The 26,966-nt window shown below is 33.9% G+C and carries 19 protein-coding genes; 4 read left to right on the forward strand and 15 right to left on the reverse strand.

Annotation, left to right across the window (positions count from 1 at the left end):
- Positions 1-233: 233 nt before the first annotated feature.
- The 4 genes from ABTV69_RS21635 to ABTV69_RS21650 form a co-directional block, all read right to left on the reverse strand.
- A complete protein-coding gene (locus tag ABTV69_RS21635) occupies positions 234-1,367 on the reverse strand; it encodes a DGQHR domain-containing protein (protein WP_433832546.1) in 1,134 nt (377 codons plus the stop codon).
- A gap of 4 nt (positions 1,368-1,371) precedes the next feature.
- A complete protein-coding gene (locus ABTV69_RS21640) occupies positions 1,372-1,827 on the reverse strand; it encodes a hypothetical protein (protein WP_433832548.1) in 456 nt (151 codons plus the stop codon).
- A 5-nt stretch (positions 1,828-1,832) separates the two neighbouring features.
- Complete coding sequence (locus ABTV69_RS21645; RefSeq protein ID WP_433832550.1) at positions 1,833-2,660, reverse strand: DNA adenine methylase; 828 nt, start codon at positions 2,658-2,660, stop codon at positions 1,833-1,835.
- A gap of 268 nt (positions 2,661-2,928) precedes the next feature.
- Complete coding sequence (locus ABTV69_RS21650; RefSeq protein WP_433832552.1) at positions 2,929-3,348, reverse strand: hypothetical protein; 420 nt, start codon at positions 3,346-3,348, stop codon at positions 2,929-2,931.
- Between the two features lie 189 nt (positions 3,349-3,537).
- Between ABTV69_RS21650 and ABTV69_RS21655 the strand changes: the two genes are divergently transcribed.
- Positions 3,538-3,795: a HigA family addiction module antitoxin gene (locus ABTV69_RS21655; protein ID WP_433832554.1), complete on the forward strand. Its 258-nt coding sequence runs from the start codon at positions 3,538-3,540 to the stop codon at positions 3,793-3,795.
- 21 nt (positions 3,796-3,816) lie between these two features.
- On the opposite strand, the gene ABTV69_RS21660 is transcribed toward ABTV69_RS21655, so the two are convergent.
- The 3 genes from ABTV69_RS21660 to ABTV69_RS21670 all read right to left on the reverse strand — a co-directional run bounded on the left by ABTV69_RS21660 (position 3,817) and on the right by ABTV69_RS21670 (position 6,225).
- Positions 3,817-4,218 (reverse strand): hypothetical protein, encoded by a 402-nt coding sequence (locus ABTV69_RS21660; RefSeq protein ID WP_433832556.1) that lies wholly within the window; start codon positions 4,216-4,218, stop codon positions 3,817-3,819.
- A gap of 437 nt (positions 4,219-4,655) precedes the next feature.
- Complete coding sequence (locus ABTV69_RS21665) at positions 4,656-5,864, reverse strand: primase-helicase family protein (RefSeq protein ID WP_433832558.1); 1,209 nt, start codon at positions 5,862-5,864, stop codon at positions 4,656-4,658.
- 79 nt (positions 5,865-5,943) lie between these two features.
- The gene (locus ABTV69_RS21670) at positions 5,944-6,225 is read right to left on the reverse strand and encodes a helix-turn-helix domain-containing protein (RefSeq protein ID WP_068842921.1); all 282 of its coding nucleotides are present in this window, start codon (positions 6,223-6,225) and stop codon (positions 5,944-5,946) included.
- Between the two features lie 198 nt (positions 6,226-6,423).
- Here ABTV69_RS21670 and ABTV69_RS21675 point away from each other — a divergent pair, with 198 nt between their 5' ends.
- On the forward strand, positions 6,424-7,524 hold the full coding sequence (locus tag ABTV69_RS21675) for an IS3 family transposase (RefSeq protein WP_433832560.1): 1,101 nt from the start codon (positions 6,424-6,426) through the stop codon (positions 7,522-7,524).
- A gap of 29 nt (positions 7,525-7,553) precedes the next feature.
- The gene (locus ABTV69_RS21680; protein WP_433832562.1) at positions 7,554-8,720 is read left to right on the forward strand and encodes an IS3 family transposase; all 1,167 of its coding nucleotides are present in this window, start codon (positions 7,554-7,556) and stop codon (positions 8,718-8,720) included.
- Positions 8,721-8,776: 56 nt separating this feature from the next.
- Here the strand turns inward: ABTV69_RS21680 and ABTV69_RS21685 are convergent, their stop codons facing one another.
- The 5 genes from ABTV69_RS21685 to ABTV69_RS21705 form a co-directional block, all read right to left on the reverse strand.
- A complete protein-coding gene (locus ABTV69_RS21685) occupies positions 8,777-9,523 on the reverse strand; it encodes a hypothetical protein (protein ID WP_433832564.1) in 747 nt (248 codons plus the stop codon).
- 11 nt (positions 9,524-9,534) lie between these two features.
- Positions 9,535-10,797: a tyrosine-type recombinase/integrase gene (locus tag ABTV69_RS21690; RefSeq protein ID WP_433832566.1), complete on the reverse strand. Its 1,263-nt coding sequence runs from the start codon at positions 10,795-10,797 to the stop codon at positions 9,535-9,537.
- A 411-nt stretch (positions 10,798-11,208) separates the two neighbouring features.
- Positions 11,209-11,967, reverse strand: a complete 759-nt coding sequence (locus tag ABTV69_RS21695; RefSeq protein ID WP_433832568.1) for a hypothetical protein — start codon at positions 11,965-11,967, stop codon at positions 11,209-11,211.
- Between the two features lie 47 nt (positions 11,968-12,014).
- A complete protein-coding gene (locus tag ABTV69_RS21700; RefSeq protein ID WP_433832570.1) occupies positions 12,015-12,533 on the reverse strand; it encodes a hypothetical protein in 519 nt (172 codons plus the stop codon).
- A 24-nt stretch (positions 12,534-12,557) separates the two neighbouring features.
- The gene (locus tag ABTV69_RS21705) at positions 12,558-13,169 is read right to left on the reverse strand and encodes a hypothetical protein (RefSeq protein ID WP_433832572.1); all 612 of its coding nucleotides are present in this window, start codon (positions 13,167-13,169) and stop codon (positions 12,558-12,560) included.
- A 521-nt stretch (positions 13,170-13,690) separates the two neighbouring features.
- Between ABTV69_RS21705 and ABTV69_RS21710 the strand changes: the two genes are divergently transcribed.
- Entirely contained in the window at positions 13,691-15,097 is a 1,407-nt protein-coding gene (locus ABTV69_RS21710; RefSeq protein ID WP_433832574.1) for an alkaline phosphatase, read from the forward strand.
- 364 nt (positions 15,098-15,461) lie between these two features.
- On the opposite strand, the gene ABTV69_RS21715 is transcribed toward ABTV69_RS21710, so the two are convergent.
- The 3 genes from ABTV69_RS21715 to ABTV69_RS21725 form a co-directional block, all read right to left on the reverse strand.
- Positions 15,462-17,402: an OmpA family protein gene (locus tag ABTV69_RS21715; protein WP_433836740.1), complete on the reverse strand. Its 1,941-nt coding sequence runs from the start codon at positions 17,400-17,402 to the stop codon at positions 15,462-15,464.
- A 13-nt stretch (positions 17,403-17,415) separates the two neighbouring features.
- Positions 17,416-18,327, reverse strand: coding sequence for a PorP/SprF family type IX secretion system membrane protein (locus ABTV69_RS21720; RefSeq protein ID WP_433832576.1), 912 nt, complete (start codon positions 18,325-18,327; stop codon positions 17,416-17,418).
- A gap of 65 nt (positions 18,328-18,392) precedes the next feature.
- Positions 18,393-26,846: a DUF7507 domain-containing protein gene (locus ABTV69_RS21725; protein ID WP_433832578.1), complete on the reverse strand. Its 8,454-nt coding sequence runs from the start codon at positions 26,844-26,846 to the stop codon at positions 18,393-18,395.
- Between the last annotated feature and the right edge of the window lie 120 nt (positions 26,847-26,966).

The following is a 26,966-nucleotide window of genomic DNA, read 5'->3' on the forward strand; positions in this document are numbered from 1 at the left end:
GAATTAACACATATCTACAATCAAAACACCTGGAAAATTAACGAGCAAGAATTTTTAGACCTTTACTTACTAAAAAAAATAAATGCATCTTAAAGATCGAATACCAATAAGACATGGATATGTATTTTTAATAAGTAAGCTCTAAAAAAACAAATAATAAAGATAAAAAAAGCAATAAAGACTTAAAATTAAGTCCTTATTGCTCTTAAATAACGTCTATCTGTTATATTAACTTATAAACCGCTTTGAGTTTTTAAATCTTTATATAAAGCACTTATCCCTTTACCACCTGGCAAATATCTTGTTGTATTAAAATCAGTTTCTTCTAAATCAATATTTTCAAAAATTGATATAAATTCATCTTTCGTTATTACATCCCCTATTTTCCCAAAACTTAAATATGCATCTCTAAAAAATTTCATCAATGCAACAAATCCTGTAGATTTATTTAAGATATTATCGTTTTTTGCTTCATTCCAAGCTGAAGGCCATTTTTGCTGAACTGCATAAAAATAATTCCAAATGATTTGGGCTATTTTTATATCATTGAAGTCATCAATAAAAATATTTCTTAAAAAATATCTTTGCAATTCATTACCTTCAACATGAGGTAATTTTGCATGCTTATCATTTTTATTTCTTTTATAAAAATCTCTATCAGCCTGTTTATCTTTTGTTATATAGTCCAATAATGCTTTTACAAAAGTATCTTGAGTAATAGTCTGATTCAATGACTCAGCTTTACCTAGTATCTTTATCTTATTAAACAGTGGACTTCCCTCTTTTTTAGTCAAGGCACGAGCAATATTATGACCTGTTTTTTGCGGACTTCTACTTTCTGCAAAAGCAAATAAATCTGCGACCAATGAATTTGAAACGCTTTTTTGTTCTTTGTTAATAGTTGAAAAAACAATCGCTTGATCTTCAAGTTCCATATCTATATAAATAGAAACAACTAATTGAAAAGTAGTGGAATGGCTATTATAATGTCTTAGACCTGCAATTCGATGTTGCCCATCTAAAACTTTTGCGATATCGTCTTTAAAATCGATTTCCATCATACTATTTTCAGCATTGTAAGTAACATATTCAGACGATATTGCTATTATAATACTGTTGGGAAAAGTTGCATCAACTAAATTAACGTACTTTCCAATTTCTTTTTCTCTCCTTGGATCCAGATGTCTTTGAATTCCTATATAATCCTCAACCTCTCTATTGTCATTTCCAAGTTCTAATCTTCTAACATCTGCATAAGTAATCGTTTCTAAATCTGCGCAGTCCATTGCTCCTACATACATAGTACCAATTGGTTGAACAACTTCAAGACATTTAAAGGTGATCGTTTGTTTTGTGATTGGTTCCATTTTCTTAATTTAATGCGTCTTCTATTTGTTGTTGTTCACTTCTTCTTTGTGCTCCTATATCAGGTGAATGTTTATTCGAAATAACTTGCGAGTAATAAAATATTGGAACTGAAAAGATGAATGCTAAAATAGATGTCATTTTAACTCTTTCAATGTTTGCTTCATTTGAATTTGCAATAATCGTATATGCCAATGAAAAAATAACGATTAACACTATCGTTCCAGAGCTAAACAAACTATTTAAATCACTCTTTTTCACTTTGAAGTGATTATATACTAAATACGATGAACTTAATAGACCTACAGCGTATAGAAAAAATTCACCTGATTTATATAAACCATCTGAGGAGTTTGAAGTAGGAAAAAAATATATCTTTAGAAATCCTAAAATTGTTGGAAGTGTCGAAAATATTAGCACAAAAATTGTTTCATTTAGCGCAGCCTTATGATATTCCTTCATGTTAATTAAAAATTTGTATAAATTAATTCTTTGTATTTAGTCCTATTTGCACCAATTCCTCCGATAGTGCTTGCTCTTGATAATATCGTTTTCTTTCCTTTATCATTATAGAGTTCTTCTATACTAGCATGAGACGCATTAGTCATTATATAATTTGCATTTTTATTTTTTATATCGACTAACATTTTTGAAAGTTCTACTTGATTTTCCCATGAAAATAAGGATTGGTTATAATGTATAAATCCATTATTCTCATGTGCTACAGTATATGGCGGATCTATAAATACGAGATCGTCTTTTTCGACTTTGTAGATTACTTTTTTAAAATCTTTTACTGTAAAAAAACAATTTTTAAACAACCCTGATACTTTCATTAAATGTTCAAAATCATATAACTTCACTAGCTTTCTATATCCGAATGGGACATTGTATCCTCCCTCCTTATTTACTCTATAAATACCATTAAAAGATGTTCTATTGAGAAAAATAAACTTAGATGCTCTTTGAATATCATCAGTATAAATTGTGGATCTAATCCTATAATATTCTTCTTCAGTATTAGAATGCTCTTTTAAAAGTTCAAATAATTCTGACGGGTATTTTTTAATTACTTTATAAGTATTGATTAGTTCTTCATTACTATCAGATAAATAACATTTACCGGTTATTAGTCCTTTAGATTTTAAATAAAAAAATATTGCACCACCGCCTAAAAAAGGCTCATAATAATTATTTATTTTTTTTGGCAACAATTCTTCTATGTGGTTCGTTAACCAAGTTTTACCGCCAGCCCATCTAAGAAACGGTTTTACTACTGATACTTCTTTATTCATAGATAATTTTGACTCGAGTTACATCTTTTTCATTAAAAACATAGAAATTAATTGTTATAATTTAATTAGTAAAGTTTTAGTAACTAGATATAAATTTATTTGGAGCGAAGATATAATTTATTATTAATAATCATTTACGGTTTTCCATAATAACACAAACATCGTCAATATGTTCAATACTTTTACAGGTAAAAATACCTGATTTACTTTTTATATAAACATTAATATTTGAGTTAAATGTAGTAGTCGATATAAGTATCCTTTTTAATTAAAAGTTCTTAAAATCGTAAGTTTTTTTTTCTAATTCTTGATTAAAAAAAGTATCATACAAATCATTATACCTAAAATCAGTAAGATATTCATCTTCTAATTCTTCTTCAAATTCGGCAGTAAATTTTTCTAAAGTATTGGTAAAAAAAATAGATTGATACTGCATCTTATAACGTTCATAATCTTCAGCTACACTTAGATATATCTGAGTTAAAGATTGTTTATTCAATTGGTCATCTCGTTTCTCTAAATTGCATTGGCTTAAAAAATTTATACTATCAGATATAAATTCTATTGCAGTTGTCCCCAATCCTTTATTACTCTTCCATTCGGGAAATGAAATATCCATGAAATGAATTAATTCTTTAAATAGCTCCGTGTCTGAATGTTCCTCCATTAGGGTTTTATATGTGTCCATGGTAAAGAATTGATTTAAATAAAAATATACAATTATACTTTTATATTTATAAATAAGTTAATTTATAAATTCACTAACTTATTAATTATTAAACAAAAGATTTATAATTTATGAGAGAAAAATAATCGTAATTTTGGAAATATAAATCTAATAAAATCTTTTAGATTTGTCTTAAAAAACTTAATAGATATGACTGATAAGAATCGAAAAATGAAAATACTTCATCCTGGAAAAATTCTTCACATGGAATTAATTGATGGTCGCAAATTATCTATTGAGGAAATTGCAGAAGCTCTAAAAATAGCCCCTCATTCAGTCGAGAACTTATTTGAGGGTCTTATTCCTATTTCTTCGGAAATTGCAATGAACATTGCTTCAAATTATGGCGGTAGCTCAGACCATTTTATGAGATTACAAAAAAACTATGATTTAACTATTACTCCATAATACAGACCTTTTTCCATACACTTATGTGATTGTGTTTTTATGAACTGGCCGTAAATTATGTTCTCTTGCAGATTCTTCAATTTTTATATACACTTCTTTTATATCAAGAATATTCTTCATTAAAAGTTTTCTCTCTTCCTGCGAAAAATTGTCAAGTTTTTTTTGATGAAAACTCTTGATTAGTTGATTGAAGTTGCTACCAATTCTTCTTACCTGTTCTATCAAAATGGATTGCTTAACAATAGATTCTGTATCGAATGAAACAACACGATATTGTTTATTAAACAAAACATCTCTAATCATTTCATTCATGTTTTGGTAATCTGAATCCTTAAACAACAAATTCAATTTCTCAAATTCATTTTCAGTAAAAAGAATTTCTTTTCTAAATATTTTTTTTAAATCTTTTTTTGGTCTACTCATAATTTTATAATAGTAATCAATAAATTGTTTTTAAATTAAAATACGACTTTGGAGTATTTACTTCCCAACGGGTAAGAAAGTTGTGAAACGTAAAAACTTCAAATCTTCGATTTTAAGTTTTTATACGTATCATAACACACCTCGCTAAATACTTTGTGTTCAAAAAATTTTATTCCCTTTGGTTTATTTCGCTACCTGAACCAAAGGGAATAAAAAATGTGTTCTTTTAATTGTTTTAGATGGAGCACAAAATTGTCCTAAAAACCGATGAATTGATGACAAATCTATCGTAGCTCCTTTATTTAAAGGGATTATTCAATCATCAAACTGTCATCGATTCATCAGTTTCAATTTTACTCTCATCAATATTTCTCATCACTTTTATTTTTGATGACAAATTGATGACAACTTAAATCATTATTAAATAAAGCATTAAACTATCTTGTCATCAATTCATCAAAATTTTGCTCTAAAAATTTTCTTGAAATTGAATAATATCTTCCTTTTGCTAGGTTCTGATAAAAATCTAAATCATTAGTTACTGTGATTTTCTGATATTGATTTGAATTAGGCTGTTGTTTTAACTTCCAGTTTTGCTTAATTATCTTTTTAATTTCTGAGGCATCGTATTTTATTTTGTACTTATTTAAAAAATTAAGTAGATCAGAAAAACAAAATTGAACTTCATCAACATCCACACTATCCATTATATTAATTAGAACATTCGCTACAACTATTTCATTTTTACTACTGTTATGCTTTATTAAATTCTGTAGAGCTTTTGTGTGTATCTGTTGCGCAGTAAACCACATTCTTGACTTATTCTCAGTAGACAATTTGCGAGTAGATAAAAAATGAAGAAAAGCTGGAATTTCAGCTATTAACTTATTCAAAAGATTTACATCTTCATTTTCAAATGGATGAAGTTTACGCACCCAAAATCTAATTTCTTCAGAATCTATCTTTATAAATGAAGTTTCATTATTTGAAGCCAAAATAAATTTCCCAAAAAAGTGACCTTCTTTTTTATCCTTTCCTTTAGCCTCCGTTTTATGTGTATTTGTAGTAGACAAATACTTTATTCTTTCTGTTAACTCATCTGTCTTAAAAAGCACTTCATCAATTGCTATAACTAAACGATTTGTCCAATCGCTATTAAATTGTGATGTAAAGTCATTGTTTGTTAGAAATGTCATATTGTATTCAAACAACTCTTTTAACCATTTTAGCAAAGTCGTTTTACCAGTCGATCTTTCTTTACTTACCACACAAAGAATAGGCAGTATTTGAGCCGGTTTTAAATACAAAAGCTGAATGTAATCTAATCCCATCTCTGCTTGATCACCAAATATGTGAGATATAAATTTTAGGGTATTCGCTACACTTCCCTCTTTTGGTTCTTTACTTATAGCATGGTAAATATTGTAATAGTCCTGAACTCTCTTTTTATAATGATTTGAGCGATGTTCTGGAATGCAAACAAATCCATCATATTTTTCAATATTAGAAAGAAAATTTTTGCCGTGATCTTGACGAATTAATTCTGGGCTCCATTGGACTAAAATCTCAATAGGATCTCCAAAAAGTGTTGGATACAACGATTTTTTATAGTAGCTCGTTCCTACTCTAACATATTGATCTTTCATTTATACAATAGAGATTTAATTGTATATTTGCCATATACAATAGGTTAATAAAAAAAGACAAACATAGAAATTGCACTTTCTATGCTTGTCTTTTATATTTTAAGGATTTAACTTCATTAAGAGAATCGAATAACTCTTCATGATTAATTAAAATTCTTCTTCCAATGAAAGAAGCTTTTATATTTCCTCTTTCAATATGATTTCTAATAGTCTGACTATCCACATGCAAAAGTTCAGCAGCTTCTTTGATAGTATAAATATTATTAGATAAGTCTTTTTCAGGCTTAGTTAAAAGTTGAGTAACTAAACCTTTTAGCTCTTTCAATTCAGATTGAATTGTTTCAAATGGATTTTGCATCATAACGTTGTCGATTTAAATTTCGAGCAATGTTATAGCTCTTTAGCACTTGATTTACTTGATAAAGTGTAATAAAGTTAGATAAAGCAAATACTTATTAGTATCATGCTATATGAGGTATTAAATTATCTTTCGTTATTTATAAATTGACATTCTTAAATTTCTTAAATTTATAAAAGAACTTAATTTGAAATTTATGAAATGGAAAAGCCAAGAGTTTTTGATAGGAATTTTAAAGAGCAAGCAGTCAAATTAGGATTTGAAATAGGTCTCACAAAAGGAGCAAGACAACTTGGCATTTATCCTTCCTATATGGGTAGATGGAGAAAGGATTTTCTTGAATTTGGTTCATCAAGTTTTTGCGGTCGTGGTTCAACAAAATTAAATACGGAGCAAATAAAATTTTGTAAACTAAAAAGAAAGCTTAAAAATGAGCTTAAAGAGTCTGAACTTAAGCTTGAAATTTTTAAAAACGGAGGTAAATATATTTCGCAAGGGAGATTAATGCTTTATCAATTTATGGAAAATAATGCAGAAAAGTATACGATCGGGAAAATGTGTAAAGTTTTTGGAATCTCATATCTAGCATATACGAAATGGAAAAATCAGATTCTCTCTCCAAGGCAACGTAGAAATCAATTATTAAAGCAAGAAATAAGCTCTATTTTTTATGAATATAAGGAGCTGTATGGTGTTCCAAGAATTACGGCAGAACTCCAAAGTCGTGGCTTTAAAGTAAAGGAAGGACGAATTTATATGTATATGAAACAACTAGGCCTGATTAGTAAAATCAGAAAAAATCGCCGACTCAAAACAAGTATATGTTATAATCCTTATGCTTTTCCTAATATTTTAAATCAGCAATTTACTATTGAAGAATCATCAAAAGTTTGGGTATCGGGCATAAGACGAATCAAAACGGCAAATGGACTCTTAGCCTTAACAATTATTATGGATTTATTTGACATGAAAATTATAGGATGGAGTTTGAGTGATGGCCAAACCATTAAAGAGACTACTATTCCGGCATGGGAAATGGCTGTGAAAAATACAAAAATAAAGAAGGATTTAATCTTTCATTCTAATCACGGTGCTCAGTATGCTAACAAGATGTTTACTCGCAAATTAGAAGCCTATAAATTCATCAAGATAAGTATGAGCGAAAAAGGTAATTATTCGGATAATTCTATAACTGAAAACTTTTTTAATACCTTAAAATCTGATTTATTAGATTTAAATCTGCTTTTGTCAAAAGAACAGATGAGTGAAAAAATATTAGAATATCTGGATAATCTACACTAAACTAAAGTCCTATAATCAAACTTCAAGCTATGAAAACATATGAACGAAGTTTTAAAGAGAAAGCTGTAAAATTAAGCTATAAGTGTGGGAAACGCCAACTAGCAAGTTTCGCAAGAAAATTGGGAATTGCTCCGGGTTATTTGTATAGCTGGCGACAAGACTTTAAAACTTATGGATCTGGAAGTTTTTGCGGGAGAGGACATCCAAAGTTAACTCCAGAGCAAGCTGTAATTTCTAATCTTGAAAAGAAAATTAAAAATTCCAAAATTGCACTTGAAATTTTAAAAAGAGGAACTAAATATGTTTCTCAAGGGAAAGCAATGACTAAACAATTTATTGAAAATAATAAATCTGAATTTTCAATTGCAAAAATGCTAGCTGTATTAGAAGTATCAGAAACCACATATTACAGAAGAAAAAAACAAGAGATAACAGATACAGAATCTCGAGTGATATTGATTAAACAAGCAATTACATCTGTGTATTATGAATTTAAGAGAAGATATGGGTGTACAAAAATTACGAAAGAACTTCAAGAAAGGGGATTTAAAATAAAAAACTCGTCAGTAAAAAAGTACATGAGGATGTTGGGCCTTCGTCGAAAAATTAAAAGGAAATATATAATCACAACTGATTCACGTCATAATCATTATGTAGTACCTAATATTTTGAATAAAGAATTTACTGCTAGTGAATTTGGTAAAGTCTGGGCTTCAGATATTACATATATACAAACAATAAAAGGCTTTATGTATCTCACAGTTGTTATTGATTTATTTGATAGGAAAATTGTAGGATGGAATTTAAGTTCTAAAATGAGTACTCAAGAAACTACTCTTCCTGCGTGGCAAATGGCAGTTAAAAACAGAAAAATAAATAAGGAACTAATCTTTCACTCGGATCGAGGTGTTCAATATGCTAATAAAGCTTTTACTGAGGTACTAGACTCTCATAATTGTGTTAGGAGAAGTATGAGTCGAAAAGGAAATCACGGTGACAATGCAGTCTGTGAGAGTTTTTTCACTTCTTTCAAGAGTGAATTGCTTGTCGGCAATAAATTATTAACTAGAAAAAAGATGAAAGAGGAAGTTCAAGAATACATTGAAAACTGGTATAATAAAAAAAGGAGGCATTCATTTTTAGGCTACAAAACAATCGAAGAGTTTGATAAAATCCACTTCATTTCACACCAATAAAAAGTAACTTTATAGCATTACTATTTGTTAATTTATTTAAAAACGAAAATACAAATTTAGATATTTTCAAATATAAGAATTTTTCTAAACTCATTATATAATTCAAAATATTCTGATTGGCTGTTTACGCTAACAATCTTACTAAAGTTCATTTTATCAAATTCGAACAAAGATTTTTTAATGTTCGCTGAAAAATAAGAATCTGAGAAATCTATCTCTTCTTTGAATTTTTGATCATCTAAACAATAATGCTTTTTAAAATGTTCTTTAAAGCTTTTTAAAAAGACCTTTTGATTTATATTAGAAAACTTTTTACTGTGTGAATCAAACATTATCAAATTTAGCAAAACAGCTAATTGGGTTTTACTTTTAAACCTATAACCTGACAAACCAAATTGTCCGTTAGTTATACCATAAACTTTATGTTTTTCAATGATAACAAAAAGCTTTTCAAGAAATTCAATATCAAAAACTTTTAACTCTTCATTAGCACTGATACTCTTTTCAGTTACTTGCAAAACTTTTCCACTACGTAATTCTGGAAATTTATCCGAATATGCAGTTACCATAAATATGATTGCGAAGAAAAACAGTAATATGCCAACAATAAAAAAGAATATTTGAATTGAATTTGATCTATTAATAAAACCTTGATATATAAAAAAGAATGAAACGAAAAACAATGCAAAACTCAATATAAAGAAGCTAAATTGCTTGTTTCCTGTTACTGATTGAATAAATAAAAACGTTTCGTCAAATTGTTCTTTAAATCCTCGTAGATATAAGATTGGGTGTTTTTTCATAATATAGCAAACTAGTTCTCTCCAACTATTTTTAGTGGTATTTCAACATCAAAAACTTGATCCATAGCTTCCTTTTTCTCAGGCTCACTTATTTGATAATACTGGTTCAATGTTTTCATATCATTATGCCCAGTTATTGAAGCAATCAATTTATCACTTTTACCCTGTCTTTTCATCATGGTAATAAAAGTTCTTCTCGCAGTATGTGTACTTATCCTATCGTAAAAGAACATTTCTTCCTTGATGTTTTCTTTCCCTTTGGTTGTTACTTTCTGAACCTTGTTGTTGTATTCCATCACTTCAAAAACTTCTTTTATATACTTGTTTTGTTTTTGATTTGCTATTAATGGAAGTTTATAATCGTATTTTGTTAAAATATATCTTGAGATACTGGTTAAAGGTATTTCTCTAGTTTCTTTTGTTTCGTCTTTATCCTCTTTGAGTAAGATAAAATCGTTAGTTACAGTACTTCTTTTTACTAGAGAAAGTTCTCCAAAACGCATTCCTGTAACACATGCAAATACAAAAACATCCCGAACTCTTTCATGTTTTGCACTCTTAAATTCATGTTGCATTAACTTATTTAAATCCTCAATAGTTAACGCAATTTGATTCGTAATTACACGCTCAACCTTTTTAAATTGTATAAAAGTATCATTGTAGGTAAATTTATTTTTCTTCGCCCAAAACATAAAAGTTTTAAAAAGCCCCAAATTCCTAGCATAAGTATTGTTTATATGCTTCAAATCATCCATACAGTAAGAAGTAAATTCTCTATGAAAAACTTCATCAATCTTGCTAAATGTCAATTTAAATTTTCTAGCTTTTTCGAAGTTTTCGAGAATGTTCTTGATGTTTTTATATCGCTTAATTGTTGCTTCCGACCATTCCTTTCCTTTTTCTTTTTCTTCCCGAAATTGATCATACGCATCAAAGAATATATTTTTCCCTGCAGGAGTTTTTTTGAACTCTTCTTCAAATATCTTTTTTAAATTCTTCGAAGTAAAAGATTCATTTATTCTTTTGTATAAGCTTTCTGTTTCAAGAAATAAATCTGAATAACGGTTCAACTGAAGTTTTATACTTTGGACAAACTTTGATTTCTTTTTACCATTTACGAAAGGGAATCTGTTTTCAAAATCCCAGTTTTCAGGAAGGATTTTTTCTCCAGTAGAAAAAACAAATTTTCTGTTTTCATTTTTGAAATAACATGAAAATAGAATCAATGTTTCCTTATCGCTTTTAGGCTCTTTAAGATTAAAAGTGTATTTCATTCAGTTGACAATTTAGTTGACAATAATGTTATAATTAGTTATAAAAACTCATTATTAACAAATATAATAATTCCAATAAAACAGGGCGTTTTTACTGAAAATCACTTATCAACAACCAAATGAAATATAAATAGCTCAATACCCGGCGACTCCACAAAAAAGCCTGTAAACTCTTTGTTTACAGGCTTTTTTTTTAATTAACTTTAATAAAGACTTCTGTACGCAAGTCTAGGCACTTACATTTTTTAACAACTATTAAGTAAAGCCAAGAGACTTCTTAGAAGATTAAAATTTCTGATTCACATAAAAAGTATGTAAAGTCAAAGACATTTAGCACTGCTCCGCTCCTATCTAACAACTCTTTGGAGAGCTAAGAAGAGTAAGCTAAATCTAAGCAACATTTTATTCCTATTAATTACAAACTGCAATATCTACTAACAGTACATTGTCCGATTTCCATTTTACATTTCCACTCATAGCTTGAAAAGAACTTTCTTCCCCAGAACAACTTTTTGATGATGTAATTTTTATTTCGTCCCCTTTGATTTCATCTATTGTAAAAAACTGATCTTTGCTTTTCTGATTAACATTTCCTTGTTGATCTGTAATCAGATTGCAACTTTTAAGTTTTATGGATTGTTTTTTAATATAATCCTGCCAAGTTGAAAACGTATATTTAAGATCAGACTTTTTAACTTTTCGCTTTTCCTTATTTACATAAATTAAAAAATAATCTCGATTTGCAGCTACATTTTCGCAATCAAAATCGAAAGCGGCAAAATCATAAGTCGCTATTACTTTGCGTGCCACAACTTTTTTAGGCATCGTAAGTGCAAAAAAGGTCAAATCCTCATTCAGTACGATTTCACCAAAATTGCTGTCATCTTCATTTAGAATATCCAGCCTGTCATTTACTTCCAGTGTGAAAGATAATACTCCTGTACCTCTTATTTTATCTTCTGTATATGATGCAAAACTTTCGCCTTCCCATAGCAATACTTCGCTTTCCTGACATGCTGTTGCAGCCGTTTTTAGGTTTTTTCCAGAAGCAGTGTTTGATTTTCCACTAGTTATGGTATCAGAAGTGTTGGAACTATTATCACCTGTTGTTTTTTGACAAGCGGCAAACACTGTTACTAGCGCAAGGCATACTAAATAACTTTTTTTCATTGTTTCGTCTTTAAAATCCGGATCGATAATTAACTATTCGCTACAGCTCAATTGTTATAAAAGGCAGTAAATTTTTGTTTTTCCACCGTTTGCGTGCGTTCATCAGCAAAAAAATTGTCGCTTGGAAGTAACTCAATTCCTGTATTTATTTCCTTTTCACTTATTCCAAGATAAAAGGCAGTTATTACATCATTTTTTTTGACCAATACTATTTCATTTACAGCTTTCCCTTTTAGTTTTTGATGCAGGTTGTCCATTTCTATATTACCAAAGTATTTGTTTTGATAGGAAACATATATCTTGTAACGCATAACATTCGAATTATCAATAGCATAACTTTTACCATCATAATAAGCAGTCGAGATTCTCTTACCATTTTCTTTAAACATTTCTATATTTACCTTAATGTCTTTTGTAACTATCGGATTTCCTTTTATAATAAAATCAGGCTCCTTTTCAGAACAATTAACAGTTAAAAACAGCACAATCAACATACTAGCCATTTTTATTATAACGGAACCAAAAGTCCTATATCGCTTTTTTATAGCATTTATTTTTAAAATCATTTCTTTAGTCTTTAAGCGTTTTTCTTACCATTGCGGTTCACTAGTTCGGTCTATTGGCAATGACTTAAAAACATAATATTCTTTATAGTAATCCGTGTAATTTACAGCATCAAATGTCCCTTTTCGGTGTGTTGCTGCTTTGACAATTATCAAGCTGTCTTTTTTAACATAACCATATTTATATTCAAATTGTTTGCGTGGCAGTACTCGGCTTTGTATTATAATTTTTTCATCAGACAGTTTATAGTAACCTTGAAAAAGGGTATGTTGCAGAGCAAGAAAATCCTTTTCTACTGCTTTGACATAATCCTGATCTGTTTTAATTTTAAGCTCTGGATCCAACGTTAAATTGCATTGCCCAGTGGAATAAAATTTATAAAAACAATGGTCGTTCGTCTGCTTTACTACTCCCCCATTTTCGTTTGTCCAGATTGAGCTTAAAATATAAATTCCATCCGTTCTCAGCAAAGAGGAAGGATCAATCTTAAAAGTTTTATTGTAAAAACTATAATCTTCTTTTTGATATATCTTTTCAGAACAAGAGTTTAATAAAACACCAAGCGTTACTAATAACCCTTTGATCAAGAAAAAATGCACTCTTAAACTCAATTTAAAATGGCTAAATTTACTTTTCATTAAAACTACTTTTTATAAATATACAAAAACTTTTCCTAAACCATTCATTTATAACACAATGCTATTTCAGCTGTATTTTAATTTTCTATCAAAAATTTTAAAGATAAATATAGCAACAGGTCAAAAACTCCAACTCACATAAAAAATTTGCAAAGTAATAGACTTTTATACCGATTTTTATTTAAGAAAATCTTTAGAAGCGACAAGCATTCTAATTACTTGTTTGCCCAAGTTAGATTACCGTGAAAGAAGTACTTCGTTAACAGCTGGCGCATATGAAATCAACGTTAAAGTGCTAAGAACAAGTGATTTTAAATTTTTAACCGCTTTGACCTTAAATATGTCAAAAGCGGAATAAAATTACTAATCGTATCTTTTTTTTAAGAAATACCAGCTCTAAATGAGCTGGTATTTTTTACCAATAAACTCCTGTTTATCGAAAAACAAAACAATTATTTAATGCAATAAAACTGCATTATACATAGAAATACTTTTATTTTACTTTTATTAATTAAAGCACAATGAACAGACGCAGATTTTTAAAAGGCTCATCAGTTTTAGCGGGACTATTTACTCTTAGTCCATCCGTTATTCTTTCAAATGATTTAGAGGCAATATCTAAAAAAGGGAAAAAAGCAAAAAACATAATTTTTCTGATAAGCGACGGAATGAGCTCCGGAACGCTTCAAATGGCAAATCTTTACTCGCAAAATATCCTAGAAAAAAATGGAAACTGGATGAATCTATATAAAGAGAATAAAGTTTCGAGAGCTTTAATGGATACCGCATCTGCAAGTTCTGCTGTGACCGATTCTGCTGCGGCAAGTTCTTCTTTTGGAGGCGGTCACCGCGTTAAAAATGGAGTTTTGAATATTGGTCCGAATGGCGAAAAATACCTTCCGATCTGGCAAAAATTTAAGAATGCAGGAAAAAAAGCGGGCTGTGTTACTACAGTTACTATAACTCATGCTACACCAGCAGGTTTTTGCGTGAATTCGGACAGCAGAAATGCCGAAAATGAAATTGCCGAAATGTATGCCAATCTTGGACTAGATGTAATGATGGGAGGTGGCGATGAATTTTTTAATCCTTCTAAAAGATCTGATAAAAAAGACGTCTATAAGATTTATGAAAATAAGGGATATCAGGTTTTAAAACAAAAATCGGATTTAGAAAAAATTAAAAAAGGCGAGAAAACACTAGGAGTATTTGCCTCTGGAGCACTTCCTTACACAATTGATAGAAACAATATCGAAGCGTTACAGCAATCACCGACTCTTGCAGAAATGAGCGCCGTGGCGATTGACCAGATGAAAGACCATAAAAATGGTTTTGTATTGATGATTGAAGGCGGAAAAGTAGATTGGGCTGCACATGCAAATGATATTGCGGCTCTGATTCACGATCAGCTTGCTTTTGATGAAGCGGTTAAAACTGCAATTGATTTTGCCGAAAAAGACAAAGAAACGCTGGTAATTATAACAACCGATCACGGAAATGCAAATCCTGGTCTTATATATGGTGCTGATGCCGTGAAAAATTTCAACAGCATTGCAGATTATAAATACACCAATGAATACATTTTAAACTCCATTCATGCCGATTTTAATCTACAGCAAGTGAAAGACTGGATTAAAGAAACTAACAAAATCAGCCTTACAGACGATGAAGCCAAACATTTATTGAATTTCTATTCGGGACTAGAAAAGCAAGAAGATGGTCTTTATAATTATAAAAAACTGCCTTTTAAAGCCTATTCTGAAATTCAGAAAAAGCATAATAATGTGGGATGGATCAGTATGGATCACTCTGGAGATTATGTAGAATTGGCGATGTTTGGTCCAGGAAGTGAATTATTAAAACCTTTTGTGCAAAACATAGATCTTCATTATTTAATGCTTGAGGCTGCTGTTGAAAAGGAATCTTAACATAAATATCAAAGGAACTTGTTTCCGTTTTTAAATTTAGATTTTTAATTTCATAAAAAAGTCTGTAAACTCTAGTTTACAGACTTTTTATTTTTTAGCTGACAATTTTATAATCGATATACTAAATCTTAAAATAAACTCCTGAACGTTAACTGCATTATAAAAGCAATAAAATGCTAAGTCAAATGACATTAAATCTTATACAATTTTAAATAAAAACAGACATATAGATGTATGTATTCATACCTTTTTTTCGACTGAATATCAATTACTTAATACAGTGAAATCAAATAATTAACTCATTCATTTCCTTCTTTTCAATAAAAAAAGCCTTTTCTAAAATTTCTAGAAAAGGCTTTTTTTACTACTCCATCGAAACGATAATAAACTCGCTGCGACGATTAAGTTGGTGTTCTTTTTCAGTGCAAGGAACATTGTCAGCGCATTGGTTTACTAACTGACTTTCGCCATATCCTTTTCCTGTTAATCTGTTTTTGTTGATTCCGTTTTTCACTAGCCAAGCTATAGTCGATTTTGCTCTTCTATTTGACAAATCCATATTGTATTGGGCTGTTTGTCTGCTGTCGGTGTGCGAACGAACGTCGATTTTCATTTTCGGATATTGCTGCATTACTGCAATGATTTTCTCTAATTCGAAAGTCGCTTGTTTCGTAATTGTCGCTTTATCCAAATCAAAATAGATAATCGGAATGTTTAGTGTTTTAGCTAAATCGGTTCCAACATCAATTGGTTTTATTCGCTTTTCTAACGGAATTGCTTCTTCAGTTTTTCCTGCCGTTTCTTTTGTGGTAACAGGAACTTCTTTGGTCTCGTAATTTTCTTTTATTGTTCGAACGTGATACGTTTTATTACATTCTACGTTGAAATTATAAGTTCCCTCAGAGTTTGTCGTTACCTCATCGATTTGCTTAAATTCTGCATCCAATAAAACTACTTTGGCATTATCTATTGGCGCATTGTTTTCTGAATCGGCAATTGTTCCAGAAAGCGTTTGCCCGCAAGTTAATTTTCGGGTTTCGGTAAATTTGTAAATATCATCATTCCCAACTCCGCCTTCTCTGTTTGAAGAGAAAAATCCTTTTCTACTTTTATTATCGATAATAAAAGCAAAATCGTCTTGTTTTCCGTTTACAGGAGCACCAACATTTTGCACAGCAGAAAAAGTTCCATCAGAATTAATTTTAAAAACATAAACATCCAATCCGCCTAATCCTGGTCTTCCGTCACTGGCAAAAAACAATTCGTTATCTGCTGATACGAAAGGAAACGTTTCTCTTCCTTCTGTGTTAATTCCCGCGCCTAAATTTTCTGGTTTTCCAAAAGTATTATCTCCATTAATGGTTACACTATACAAATCAGATTGTCCTAAAGTTCCTGGCATATCTGATGCAAAAAAGAGTTTCTTTTCGTCTACGCTTAATGCTGGATGAGCTGTACTATACTGATCACTATTGAATGGCAATTCAGTTATATTGGTCCATTTTCCGTTAACCAATTCTGCTTTGTATAATTTTAGCAATGTATTTCTTTGATCGTCTCTTTTTCGTTTTCCGCCTAAGAAATTGTTTCTAGTAAAATACATTGTTTTGCCGTCTTTAGTAAAAACAGGAGTCGATTCGTTAAATTTAGAATTGATTTTCTTTTCGAATCTTTCTGGCTTGCCAACTGTCCCATCTGAATTTAATTCTGCTCGGTATAAATTGGTAAACGATTTATTGGTCCATTTAAATTTCTTTCTGGCAATACCCCCTGTATCTCTTGCAGATGCAAATACTAATTTATTATCTAAAAAAGTACTTCCGTAATCAGTTTGAGTAGAATTGATTCCTGCATCTGTTATCTCAAATCTTCCCGAATTAAGATTAATCTGCTCTAAATAGTTCTTATTATTTTCGAACAATATTCCTCTTTGATCGGTTGCGATTTTGTTATGAAAAGCTTTCAGGATTTCATCGGCTTTAGCATATTCCCCTACTGCCTTCAAAGATTGAGCATAACGATAAAGATATTCTGGTTCCTGATTTTTATTCATTTCAAAAAGTTCGTTATACCATTTTACCGCTTTGACTAATTCGCCATTAAAGTAATAGGCATTTCCTAACCTCTGAAACATTTCCTCATTTTTATACCCTTTATTGGCCACTTTTTCATAAGTGTCAATTGCATCAATATAAGCTAAATGAGCATACTCTTTATCGGCTTTGTTCTGTTTTTGGACTTGTGCATTTCCTTCTAATGCCAATAGCAAAAGAAAGGCTGAAGCCATTATATTTTTAATTTTCATCATTCAATCGGATTTAGAAGAATCTTGGTGAAGTTATCTGGTCATAGCTATTAAACAAATCGAATCGAAGGAATATCTCATGTGATCCAGAATTAAAATTATTCAATCTTGTAGTTTCACGATCGTAAGCATATCCTGCGAAAAGTCCGTCTGTGATTTGGAATCCGACCATTGCACTTAGAGAAGCGCTCCATCTGTAAGATGCACCAATTGTAAATTTATCATAAAACATAAAGTTCGCAGAAAGATCCACTTGCAATGGTGCTCCTTCCACCATTTTGGTTAAAAGGGCTGGTTTAAATTTGATGTATTCATATTTATCCAAATTAAATACATAACCTGCAATCAAGTAATAATTGATTTTTTCTTTGAAAATGGCAACATCTGCATTATTATATCGATTGCTTTCGATAAAACTAGGAATCGACAAACCGATATAAGCTTTATCTGAATGGAAATAAATTCCCGCTCCAACATTTGGCGTAAATTTATTATTCAGATCCTGCAACTGTGGATCACCTTGATCTTTTACATCCAGTTTATTAATGTCAAGATTAAATAAATTGGCAGTTGCTTTAATACCAAACGATAGCTTGAAAGTTGCCGAAGTCGGAACGGTATAAGATAAATCGGCTGAGAAAGTATTCTCATTTGTTGGTCCAATTTTATCATTTACAACAGAAACTCCTAATCCGAGATTACTATTGCTTAATGGCGTATTTACCGAAAAACTGCTAGTTTCTGGCGCTCCTTCAAGTCCAACCCATTGCGTTCTGTATAATCCAAAAATACTTAAAGCTCCACGCGAACCGGCATAGGCAGGGTTAATATTAATGGTATTGTACATATATTGGGTAAACTGCGAATCTTGCTGTGCAAAACCCGCAACGGAAAAAAATATAAAAACGAAGACTAATTTTCTCATTTATTTTTTCTTTTTATGATGGCTTAGCTATAAAAGCTAAGCCATTTTAAATTTTGCTTTAACTGTTATTTAGTAAGGTATAGGTATCCTGCTTTCTGATGCACATTTGAATCGCTATCCTTATATTTCAGAACATAATAATAAGTTCCAACAGGTAAGCTTTCTGATTTTTTAATCGTCGTACGTCCTTCAGAAACTCCAGTAAATGCACGATCTTGATTGTTGTACTGTTCGCGCTCGAATACTAAAACTCCCCAACGGTTGTAGATTTCCATTGTATTATCTGGGTAACATTCTATTCCTTGAACGAAGAAATTATCGTTTAGAGAATCTCCGTTTGGCGACAACACATTGAAGACTTTTATATTACAGCCATTTAATGATAATACTGTTGGGTTGTCTCCTGCTATATCAGCATTATCAGACGCATCTTTTACAGTTGCTCCCAATGGAGTTTGAGCTGTTACGAATGCTTGATTAGAAACACCTCCGCCGTTAATATCACTTTGTTTTATAGTATAGATTCCTTTAAAAGTAGTGCTATCACTTTCTCCTGGAGCTAATGATATTGGGCTTCCTGTCATTACAATTCCAGGAAGTGGATCTTGAATAGTAACATTCGTCAATCTTACATTTCCTGTATTTACAACCGTAAAACTGTATGTAATTGTCTCTCCAGCATCGGCATTATTGTTGTTGTTTTCGTCATTGAAAACAGCATTTTTAATTAATGCAATACTCGATTTTTGCTGTAAAACAGTCACACTACAAGTAGGGCATGTTGGCTCATAGAATTGATCTCCTGGGCTTAACGGCGAAGGATCTTCAGAATCTACATCTACATTATTCCCTTTAGAATCTTTTCCGCTTACGAAAGCCAAATTGTAAACTGCCCCCAAATCAATATCTGCTTGAGTCAAAGTATAACTAGCTGTAAAAGTTGTTTCATCAACAGCTAATGGCAACAATGCTGGAATAGGCCCGCCATTTACAGTAACCATTGGATCTGTGACCACGATATCGGTCAATGTCACATTTCCTGTATTTAATACTCTGAACGTATAATTAATACGATCTCCTGCATCTACAGTTCCATTACTATTTGCATCTTGATATAATCCTGTTTTTAGCAGTTTCATACTTGGATTCTGAGTAAGTGTAGTTACAGTAGGAGTATCATTATTTAATGCTGTTCCAGAAATATCTGTTATTGGCGCATTATTTGGGTCTGTTCCTGTAACAGTTGCCGTGTTACTCACACTTCCTGCATTTAAGTCAGCTTGAGTGATGATGTAAACTGCCGTGATGCTTCCTGTAGTTCCAGGTGCAAGCGTTGACGGGCTTACAGCTAATGCTGCACTTCCTGTCTTAGCATCATCAATTATAACATTGCTTAATGTTACATTTCCTGTGTTCGTTACATTGAAAGTATACGTAATCTGATCACCAACTTTTCCTGTTCCGCCAACTGAAGCTGTTTTCACAACTGCAATTGCCGGACTTTGAGTAAGTGCAGTTACCGTAGGAGTGTCATTGTTTAATGCTGTTCCAGAAATATCTGTTATTGGCGCATTATTTGGGTCTGTTCCTGTAACAGTTGCCGTATTGCTCACACTTCCTGCATTGAGGTCAGCTTGAGTAATCGTGTAAACTGCTGTAATACTTCCTGTAGCGCCAGGTGCAAGCGTTGACGGGCTTACCGCTAATGCTGCACTTCCTGTCTTAGCATCATCAATTATAACATTGCTTAATGTTACATTTCCTGTGTTCGTTACATTGAAAGTATACGTAATCTGATCACCAACTTTTCCTGTTCCGCCAACTGAAGCTGTTTTCACAACTGCAATTGCCGGACTTTGAGTAAGTGCAGTTACCGTAGGAGTGTCATTGTTTAATGCTGTTCCAGAAATATCTGTTATTGGCGCATTATTTGGGTCTGTTCCTGTTGCAGTTGCCGTGTTCGTTACGCTTCCTATATTTAAATCTGCCTGAGTAATCGTGTATTCTGCCGTAATGCTTCCTGATGCTCCTGGAGCTAAAGTTACTGGACTTACAGCTAATGCTGCGCTTCCCGTTTTTGCATCATCAATTACAACATTACTTAACGTTACGTTTCCTGTATTGGTAACGTCAAAAGTATAGGTGATTTTATCGCCTACTGCTCCTGTTCCGCCAACTGATGCTGTTTTCACAATCGCAATTGCTGGACTTTGGGTCAATGCTGTTTCTGTCGGATCGTCATTATTTAATGCAGTTCCAGAAGTGTCGCTCACTGTCGAAGCATTCGGAGCTGTTCCTGTTGCTGTCGCAGTGTTGGTTACGCTTCCTGCATTTAAATCGGCTTGAGTGATCGTATATTCTGCCGTGATGCTTCCTGATGCGCCTGGCGCTAAAGTTGCAGGAGATACGGCTAGTGCTGTGCTTCCTGTCTTTGCATCATCAATCACTACATTGCTTAACGTTACGTTACCTGTATTGGTCACGTCAAAAGTATACGTAATCTTGTCGCCTACCGCTCCCGTTCCTCCAACTGAAGCCGTTTTTACAACCGCAATCGCTGGACTTTGGGTCAATGCTGTTTCCGTCTGATCGTCATTATTTTGAGCTGTTCCAGAAGTGTCGCTAACTGTCGTAGCGTTCGGAGCTGTTCCTGTTGCCGTCGCAGTGTTGGTTACGCTTCCTGCATTCAGATCAGCTTGCGTGATCGTGTATTCTGCCGTGATGCTTCCTGATGCGCCTGGCGCTAAAGTTGCAGGAGATACAGCCAATGCCACACTTCCCGTCTTCGCATCGTCAATCACTACATTGCTTAGCGTTACGTTTCCTGTATTGGTTACGTCAAAAGTATAGGTGATTTTATCTCCAACTGCTCCCGTTCCTCCAACCGAAGCCGTTTTCACAACTGCAATCGCTGGACTTTGAGTCAATGCTGTTTCTGTCGGATCATCATTATTCAATGCCGTTCCAGAAGTGTCGCTCACTGTCGAAGCATTAGGAGCTGTTCCTGTTGCCGTCGCCGTGTTGGTTACGCTTCCTGCATTCAGATCAGCTTGCGTGATCGTGTATTCTGCCGTAATGCTTCCTGATGCGCCTGGCGCTAAAGTTGCAGGAGATACGGCTAATGCCACGCTTCCCGTTTTAGCATCGTCAATTATTACATTGCTTAACGTTACGTTTCCTGTATTGGTTACGTCAAAAGTATAGGTGATCTTATCGCCCACTTCGCCCTTTCCGCCAACTGAAGCAGTTTTTACAACCGCAATTGTGGGGCTTTGCGTCAATGCTGTTTCTGTCGGATCGTCATTCGTATTTGCTGTTCCAGAAGTGTCGCTAACTGTCGAAGCATTCGGTGCCGTTCCTGTTGCTGTCGCCGTGTTGGTTACGCTTCCTGCATTCAGATCAGATTGCGTGATCGTGTATTCTGCCGTGATGCTTCCTGATGCGCCTGGCGCTAAACTTGCAGGAGATACGGCTAGTGCTGTACTTTCTGTCTTGGCATCATCAATCACTACATTGCTTAATGTTACGTTTCCTGTATTGGTCACGTCAAAAGTATAAGTGATCTTATCGCCCACTTCGCCCTTTCCGCCAACTGAAGCAGTTTTTACAACCGCAATTGCGGGACTTTGCGTTAATGCTGTTTCTGTCGGATCGTCATTCGTATTTGCTGTTCCAGAAGTGTCGTTAACTGTCGAAGCATTCGGTGCCGTTCCTGTTGCTGTAGCCGTGTTGGTTACGCTTCCTGCATTCAGATCAGATTGCGTGATCGTGTATTCTGCCGTGATGCTTCCTGATGCGCCTGGCGCTAAAGTTGCAGGAGATACAGCCAATGCCACGCTTCCTGTCTTCGCATCGTCAATTATAACATTGCTTAGCGTTACGTTTCCTGTATTGGTTACGTCAAAAGTATAAGTGATCTTATCGCCTACTGCGCCCGTTCCGCCAACTGAAGCCGTTTTTACAACTGCTATCGCTGGACTTTGGGTCAATGCTGTTTCTGTCTGATCGTCATTATTTTGAGCTGTTCCAGAAGTGTCGCTAACTGTCGTAGCGTTCGGAGCTGTTCCTGTTGCCGTCGCCGTGTTGGTTACGCTTCCTGCATTCAGATCAGCTTGCGTGATCGTGTATTCTGCCGTTATGCTTCCTGATGCGCCTGGCGCTAAAGTTGCAGGAGATACGGCTAATGCCACGCTTCCCGTTTTAGCATCGTCAATTATTACATTGCTTAACGTTACGTTTCCTGTATTGGTTACGTCAAAAGTATAGGTGATTTTATCTCCAACTGCGCCCGTTCCTCCAACCGAAGCCGTTTTCACAACTGCAATCGCTGGACTTTGGGTCAATGCTGTTTCTGTTGCATCATCATTATTTAATGCCGTTCCAGAAGTGTCGCTAACTGTCGAAGCATTCGGTGCCGTTCCTGTTGCTGTCGCAGTGTTGGTTACGCTTCCTGCATTCAGATCAGATTGCGTGATTGTGTATTCTGCCGTAATGCTTCCTGATGCGCCTGGCGCTAAACTTGCAGGAGATACGGCTAGTGCTGTGCTTCCTGTCTTTGCATCGTCAATTATAACATTGCTTAGCGTTACGTTTCCTGTATTGGTTACGTCAAAAGTATAAGCGATCTTATCGCCCACTGCGCCCGTTCCGCCAACTGAAGCCGTTTTTACAACTGCTATCGCTGGACTTTGGGTCAATGCTGTTTCTGTCGGATCGTCATTTGTATTTGTTGTTCCTGAAGTATCGTTAACTATTACCGCATTTGGAGATACCCCTGTTACTGTTGCTGTGTTTGTTACAATTCCTGCATCTAAATCAGCTTGAGTGATTGTATAAGTAGCCGTAACATCCTCTGACGATCCTGGCGCTAGAAATTGCGAAGTGATTGCAAGCGAACTTCCTATCAGGGCATCATCAATTGTAATATCCGTTAAAGTTACATTTCCTGAATTCGTTACACTGAAAGTATACGTAATCTCATCTCCAGCTTTTACGGTTCCGCTTACTGAAGCTGTTTTTACAAGTGTAATAGCAGGACTTTGGGTAAGTGTCGTTACTGTTGGCAAATTATTGTTTTGCGCTGTTCCAGAAATATCACTTACGCCTACATTATTTGGATCTGTTCCTGTTGCAGTTGCCGTGTTCGATACACTTCCTGTATTTAGATCAGTTTGGGCAATTGTATAAACTGCCGTAATGCTTCCTGATGCACCAGGTGCAAGCGTTGACGGGCTTATCGCTAAAGCTACACTTCCTGTCTTAGCATCATCAATAACCACATTGCTTAATGTTACATTTCCTGTATTGGTTACATTAAATGTATAGGTTATATCGTCTCCAACTGCTCCTGTTCCGCCTACTGAAGCTGTTTTCACAAGTGCAATAGCTGGTCTTTGATTAAGCGTTGTCTCTGTTGGAGTATCATTATTTTGAGCGGTTCCCGAAATATCACTCACCGATGTAGTATCAGGTGCTGTTCCCGTTGCTGTCGCCGTGTTGGTTACACTTCCTGCATTTAAATCTGCTTGAGTAATTGTATATACTGCTGTGATGCTTCCTGTTGCTCCAGCTGCAATTGTTGATGGATTTACAGGCAATGCAACGCTTCCTGTTTTCGCATCATCAATTACAACATTACTTAAAGGCACATTTCCTGTATTGGTTACCGTAAATGTATACGTAATTTGATCACCTGCTGATACCGTTCCGTTTACTGAAGCCGTTTTTACAAGTGCCAAACTAGGATCTTGCGGCACTCTCAAAAGAACTTCGTCTGAAATTACAACACATCCAATGCTGCTTCCAGAATGAGAAGCAACCACTCTATAAATATATTGATCGTTTACTAGCTGTACGTTGTTTAAAACCAATGAAGCATTTGTTTCCGATGGCAAACTCGTAAACGATGTCCCGCCATCTGTACTTACAAACCATTGATAAGTCAATTCACCTGTTGCATCTGCTTTGGTAACAGGAGTTGTGTAGTAATTAGTTACTTTTTCAGCCGAAATATCAGAAGTAAAAGTAACATTTTCTCCTAAAGTTGCTGTTTTGTCTACTAATGGAGTGGCAACTGTCATACTAACCGCCGCAAAAACTGGAGGCAAAACACCTGTATAAGTTGCGGCTGGATTTGATACTCTTCCGTTTGGAAAAGTAGCTACAGGATCTGGGCCAATTCCAAACTGACCTCCATCTCCTCCATCTGCATTTGGATCTTGATAATATTCATTAGAATCAGGACATCCATCATTATCGCTATCTAAATCGTAAGCGTCAATAATTCCGTCGCCATCTGTATCAAAAACATCTGCAATTCCGTCGCCGTTTGCATCTGTATAATCTGTTAAAGAACCATCTCCTGGTCCTGGCCCTCTGTTAACATCTTGAAAGTTTAAAATTCCGTCTCCATCTTCATCTCCGTACATATCATATCCGTGAGATTCATCCACATTCAAAATTCCGTCATTATCAGCATCTTCGTCAATCAAATCATTTTTTCCGTCACCATCTGTATCATAAACTGGAGGAACAATAGAGGCAATATTGTTTAAATAATCGCATTCTACAATTCCTGTTGAAGGAAAATCTGTCGATAAATTAAAAGGCGTTGGAATAGAACCGTTATCATTTACAATAGCATACAACCTATAACTTTGAACTGTTGGAATTGTAATCGTAATCGTTTGTGTAGTTCCCGATGCTATTATCGTACTAGTATAACCAGTTCCTACGACAGCTGCAGGTCCAGTAGTCGGATTTCCGTTATATACTGTAATTGGAGTTCCCGCAGGCAAACTTAAGTTTCCTAGAACACTCACATTAAGTGTTAATTGTCCTGTCGTTAAATCAAAATTTTGCAAGCTGTTCAGCTGCACGTCTGCAGCTGCAACAGTTCCCGGTTCTAACAACAAGTTTGTTGGATTAAATTGTACGTTATATTGATTTAAAACTTTATATTTGGTAGAACCTGCAGGCATAAAATTAGTCATTTTAGTTTCCTGCTTTGGCACCGTTAAATCGTCATTAATATTGATAACATGATAACCACGTTCGTTCCATATTTTTCTTGCTGGTTGCCAGATCGTTCCTCCATCAGACTTAAAAATATTGATTCGACCTTCGTTTGACCTTGCCCCTTCCTTTCCTGTAAAAGCAATCATCTCTGCCTGTCCATCATTATCGACATCTGCTATTACAGGATGCTCCATCCAAGTTTCTGTACCAGAATCGAATACGGCCAAATTAACTGGAGGAGAAACATTTCCATTAATAATTCTAATATGGGTCTGATCATTATAAACCAATTCCTGAATTCCATCTCCATTAAAATCAAAGGATGAAATACCGGTTTCTCCTGAAGTATCTGTAGTTGGCAATGTCCATGCTACATTTCCTGGAATCTGTAGATTATAGGCTTTTATCATATTACGATAACCCACAAGAATCTCTGGATAATCAACTGCCATTCCGTTATTCGTAACATCATTATAGGCATACGAAATTGTCGGTATACCTCTTCTAGAATCTGCTCCCGTAGGAACATTTAATAACACCTTGCGTTGAACAGGATCCCAAGCATACATACGACTTTGAGCAGAAGAATAGACAATATCTAAATCTCCATCTAAATCAACGTCGGCTACAGCAGTTGGTCCATCACTGGTAACAGCCACTCCGCTACCTGCAATGTCACTTAAAGTTATAAATTTCTCAGGACCTGTAATCATATTAACTTTATATACCATACTTCCTGCCACAATCTCTTTTCCTGGATTGGAAGGAATAATATCCACCACCACTGGATCTGCTCCCCAATTCACTCCATCACGCCCAATAGGTAGTGTGGTATCGGTAAGTATTGGTAATCTTTTTAAAGTATTATTTATTAAATCAAATACAAATACCTGGTTTCCAATAACAATCTCTGGAACCCCATCTTCATCGATATCTGCAATTCTCGGAGAACCTGCCACATAGCTTGTCGGCAAATCCGATTTAAATTTATATGTTGTAGTATTTCCACCTGTATGATTAAACACATAGACGAAGCCAGAATATTCTACACAGACCACTTCCGCTTTTCCATCACCATCAATATCCGCAATGGCAGGCTGAACTACTGTACCATAAACAGGCGCTTGTGTCTGCAGTTGAAAATTAATGCCAGCGTTCTGAAGCACTCCTCCAACTACACGATAGGTTATGTAACCCAAGTTACTATTTCCATGAGGTGCAATAATTTCTGGTATTCCATCGCCATCAAGGTCACCAATAGAGGGAGATACAGATGTATCTAAAGTATTCTCTGGCCCTTGAAGTGCCAATCGTATTTGGAAATTAGGTGCTGGCGCTGGAGCAAAACACGTAGGTGCTGGGCCTGCATTACAATCAGGGTCGTATTGGTCTACGTAACCATCGCCGTCATCGTCAATTCCGTTATTACAAATTTCCTGAGCTAGCATATTTCCTGAAATCAGGAAAAACAAGACAGTAAACAATAAGTAAAGTTTCTTCACGTTTTTTGGGTATAAATTAATAATCGGTTAAAGAGACAGAGAACATAAAAAAAGTCTTTTCTACCTCTATGAAAAATCTGTCAAAAATAACCTGATAAATACCCCTGTTAAACGCTATAG

It is taken from the genome of Flavobacterium anhuiense (assembly GCF_050990855.1).
Classification (GTDB): domain Bacteria; phylum Bacteroidota; class Bacteroidia; order Flavobacteriales; family Flavobacteriaceae; genus Flavobacterium; species Flavobacterium anhuiense_C.

Excerpts from the sequence above, each read along its gene's own strand:
- ABTV69_RS21635 (WP_433832546.1), bottom strand. The coding sequence starts at position 1,367 with ATGGAACCAATCACAAAACAAACGATCACCTTTAAATGTCTTGAAGTT.
- ABTV69_RS21640 (WP_433832548.1), bottom strand. The coding sequence starts at position 1,827 with ATGAAGGAATATCATAAGGCTGCGCTAAATGAAACAATTTTTGTGCTA.
- ABTV69_RS21645 (WP_433832550.1), bottom strand. The coding sequence starts at position 2,660 with ATGAATAAAGAAGTATCAGTAGTAAAACCGTTTCTTAGATGGGCTGGC.
- ABTV69_RS21650 (WP_433832552.1), bottom strand. The coding sequence starts at position 3,348 with ATGGACACATATAAAACCCTAATGGAGGAACATTCAGACACGGAGCTA.
- ABTV69_RS21655 (WP_433832554.1), top strand. The coding sequence starts at position 3,538 with ATGACTGATAAGAATCGAAAAATGAAAATACTTCATCCTGGAAAAATT.
- ABTV69_RS21660 (WP_433832556.1), bottom strand. The coding sequence starts at position 4,218 with ATGAGTAGACCAAAAAAAGATTTAAAAAAAATATTTAGAAAAGAAATT.
- ABTV69_RS21665 (WP_433832558.1), bottom strand. The coding sequence starts at position 5,864 with ATGAAAGATCAATATGTTAGAGTAGGAACGAGCTACTATAAAAAATCG.
- ABTV69_RS21670 (WP_068842921.1), bottom strand. The coding sequence starts at position 6,225 with ATGATGCAAAATCCATTTGAAACAATTCAATCTGAATTGAAAGAGCTA.
- ABTV69_RS21675 (WP_433832560.1), top strand. The coding sequence starts at position 6,424 with ATGGAAAAGCCAAGAGTTTTTGATAGGAATTTTAAAGAGCAAGCAGTC.
- ABTV69_RS21680 (WP_433832562.1), top strand. The coding sequence starts at position 7,554 with ATGAAAACATATGAACGAAGTTTTAAAGAGAAAGCTGTAAAATTAAGC.
- ABTV69_RS21685 (WP_433832564.1), bottom strand. The coding sequence starts at position 9,523 with ATGAAAAAACACCCAATCTTATATCTACGAGGATTTAAAGAACAATTT.
- ABTV69_RS21690 (WP_433832566.1), bottom strand. The coding sequence starts at position 10,797 with ATGAAATACACTTTTAATCTTAAAGAGCCTAAAAGCGATAAGGAAACA.
- ABTV69_RS21695 (WP_433832568.1), bottom strand. The coding sequence starts at position 11,967 with ATGAAAAAAAGTTATTTAGTATGCCTTGCGCTAGTAACAGTGTTTGCC.
- ABTV69_RS21700 (WP_433832570.1), bottom strand. The coding sequence starts at position 12,533 with ATGATTTTAAAAATAAATGCTATAAAAAAGCGATATAGGACTTTTGGT.
- ABTV69_RS21705 (WP_433832572.1), bottom strand. The coding sequence starts at position 13,169 with ATGAAAAGTAAATTTAGCCATTTTAAATTGAGTTTAAGAGTGCATTTT.
- ABTV69_RS21710 (WP_433832574.1), top strand. The coding sequence starts at position 13,691 with ATGAACAGACGCAGATTTTTAAAAGGCTCATCAGTTTTAGCGGGACTA.
- ABTV69_RS21715 (WP_433836740.1), bottom strand. The coding sequence starts at position 17,402 with ATGAAAATTAAAAATATAATGGCTTCAGCCTTTCTTTTGCTATTGGCA.
- ABTV69_RS21720 (WP_433832576.1), bottom strand. The coding sequence starts at position 18,327 with ATGAGAAAATTAGTCTTCGTTTTTATATTTTTTTCCGTTGCGGGTTTT.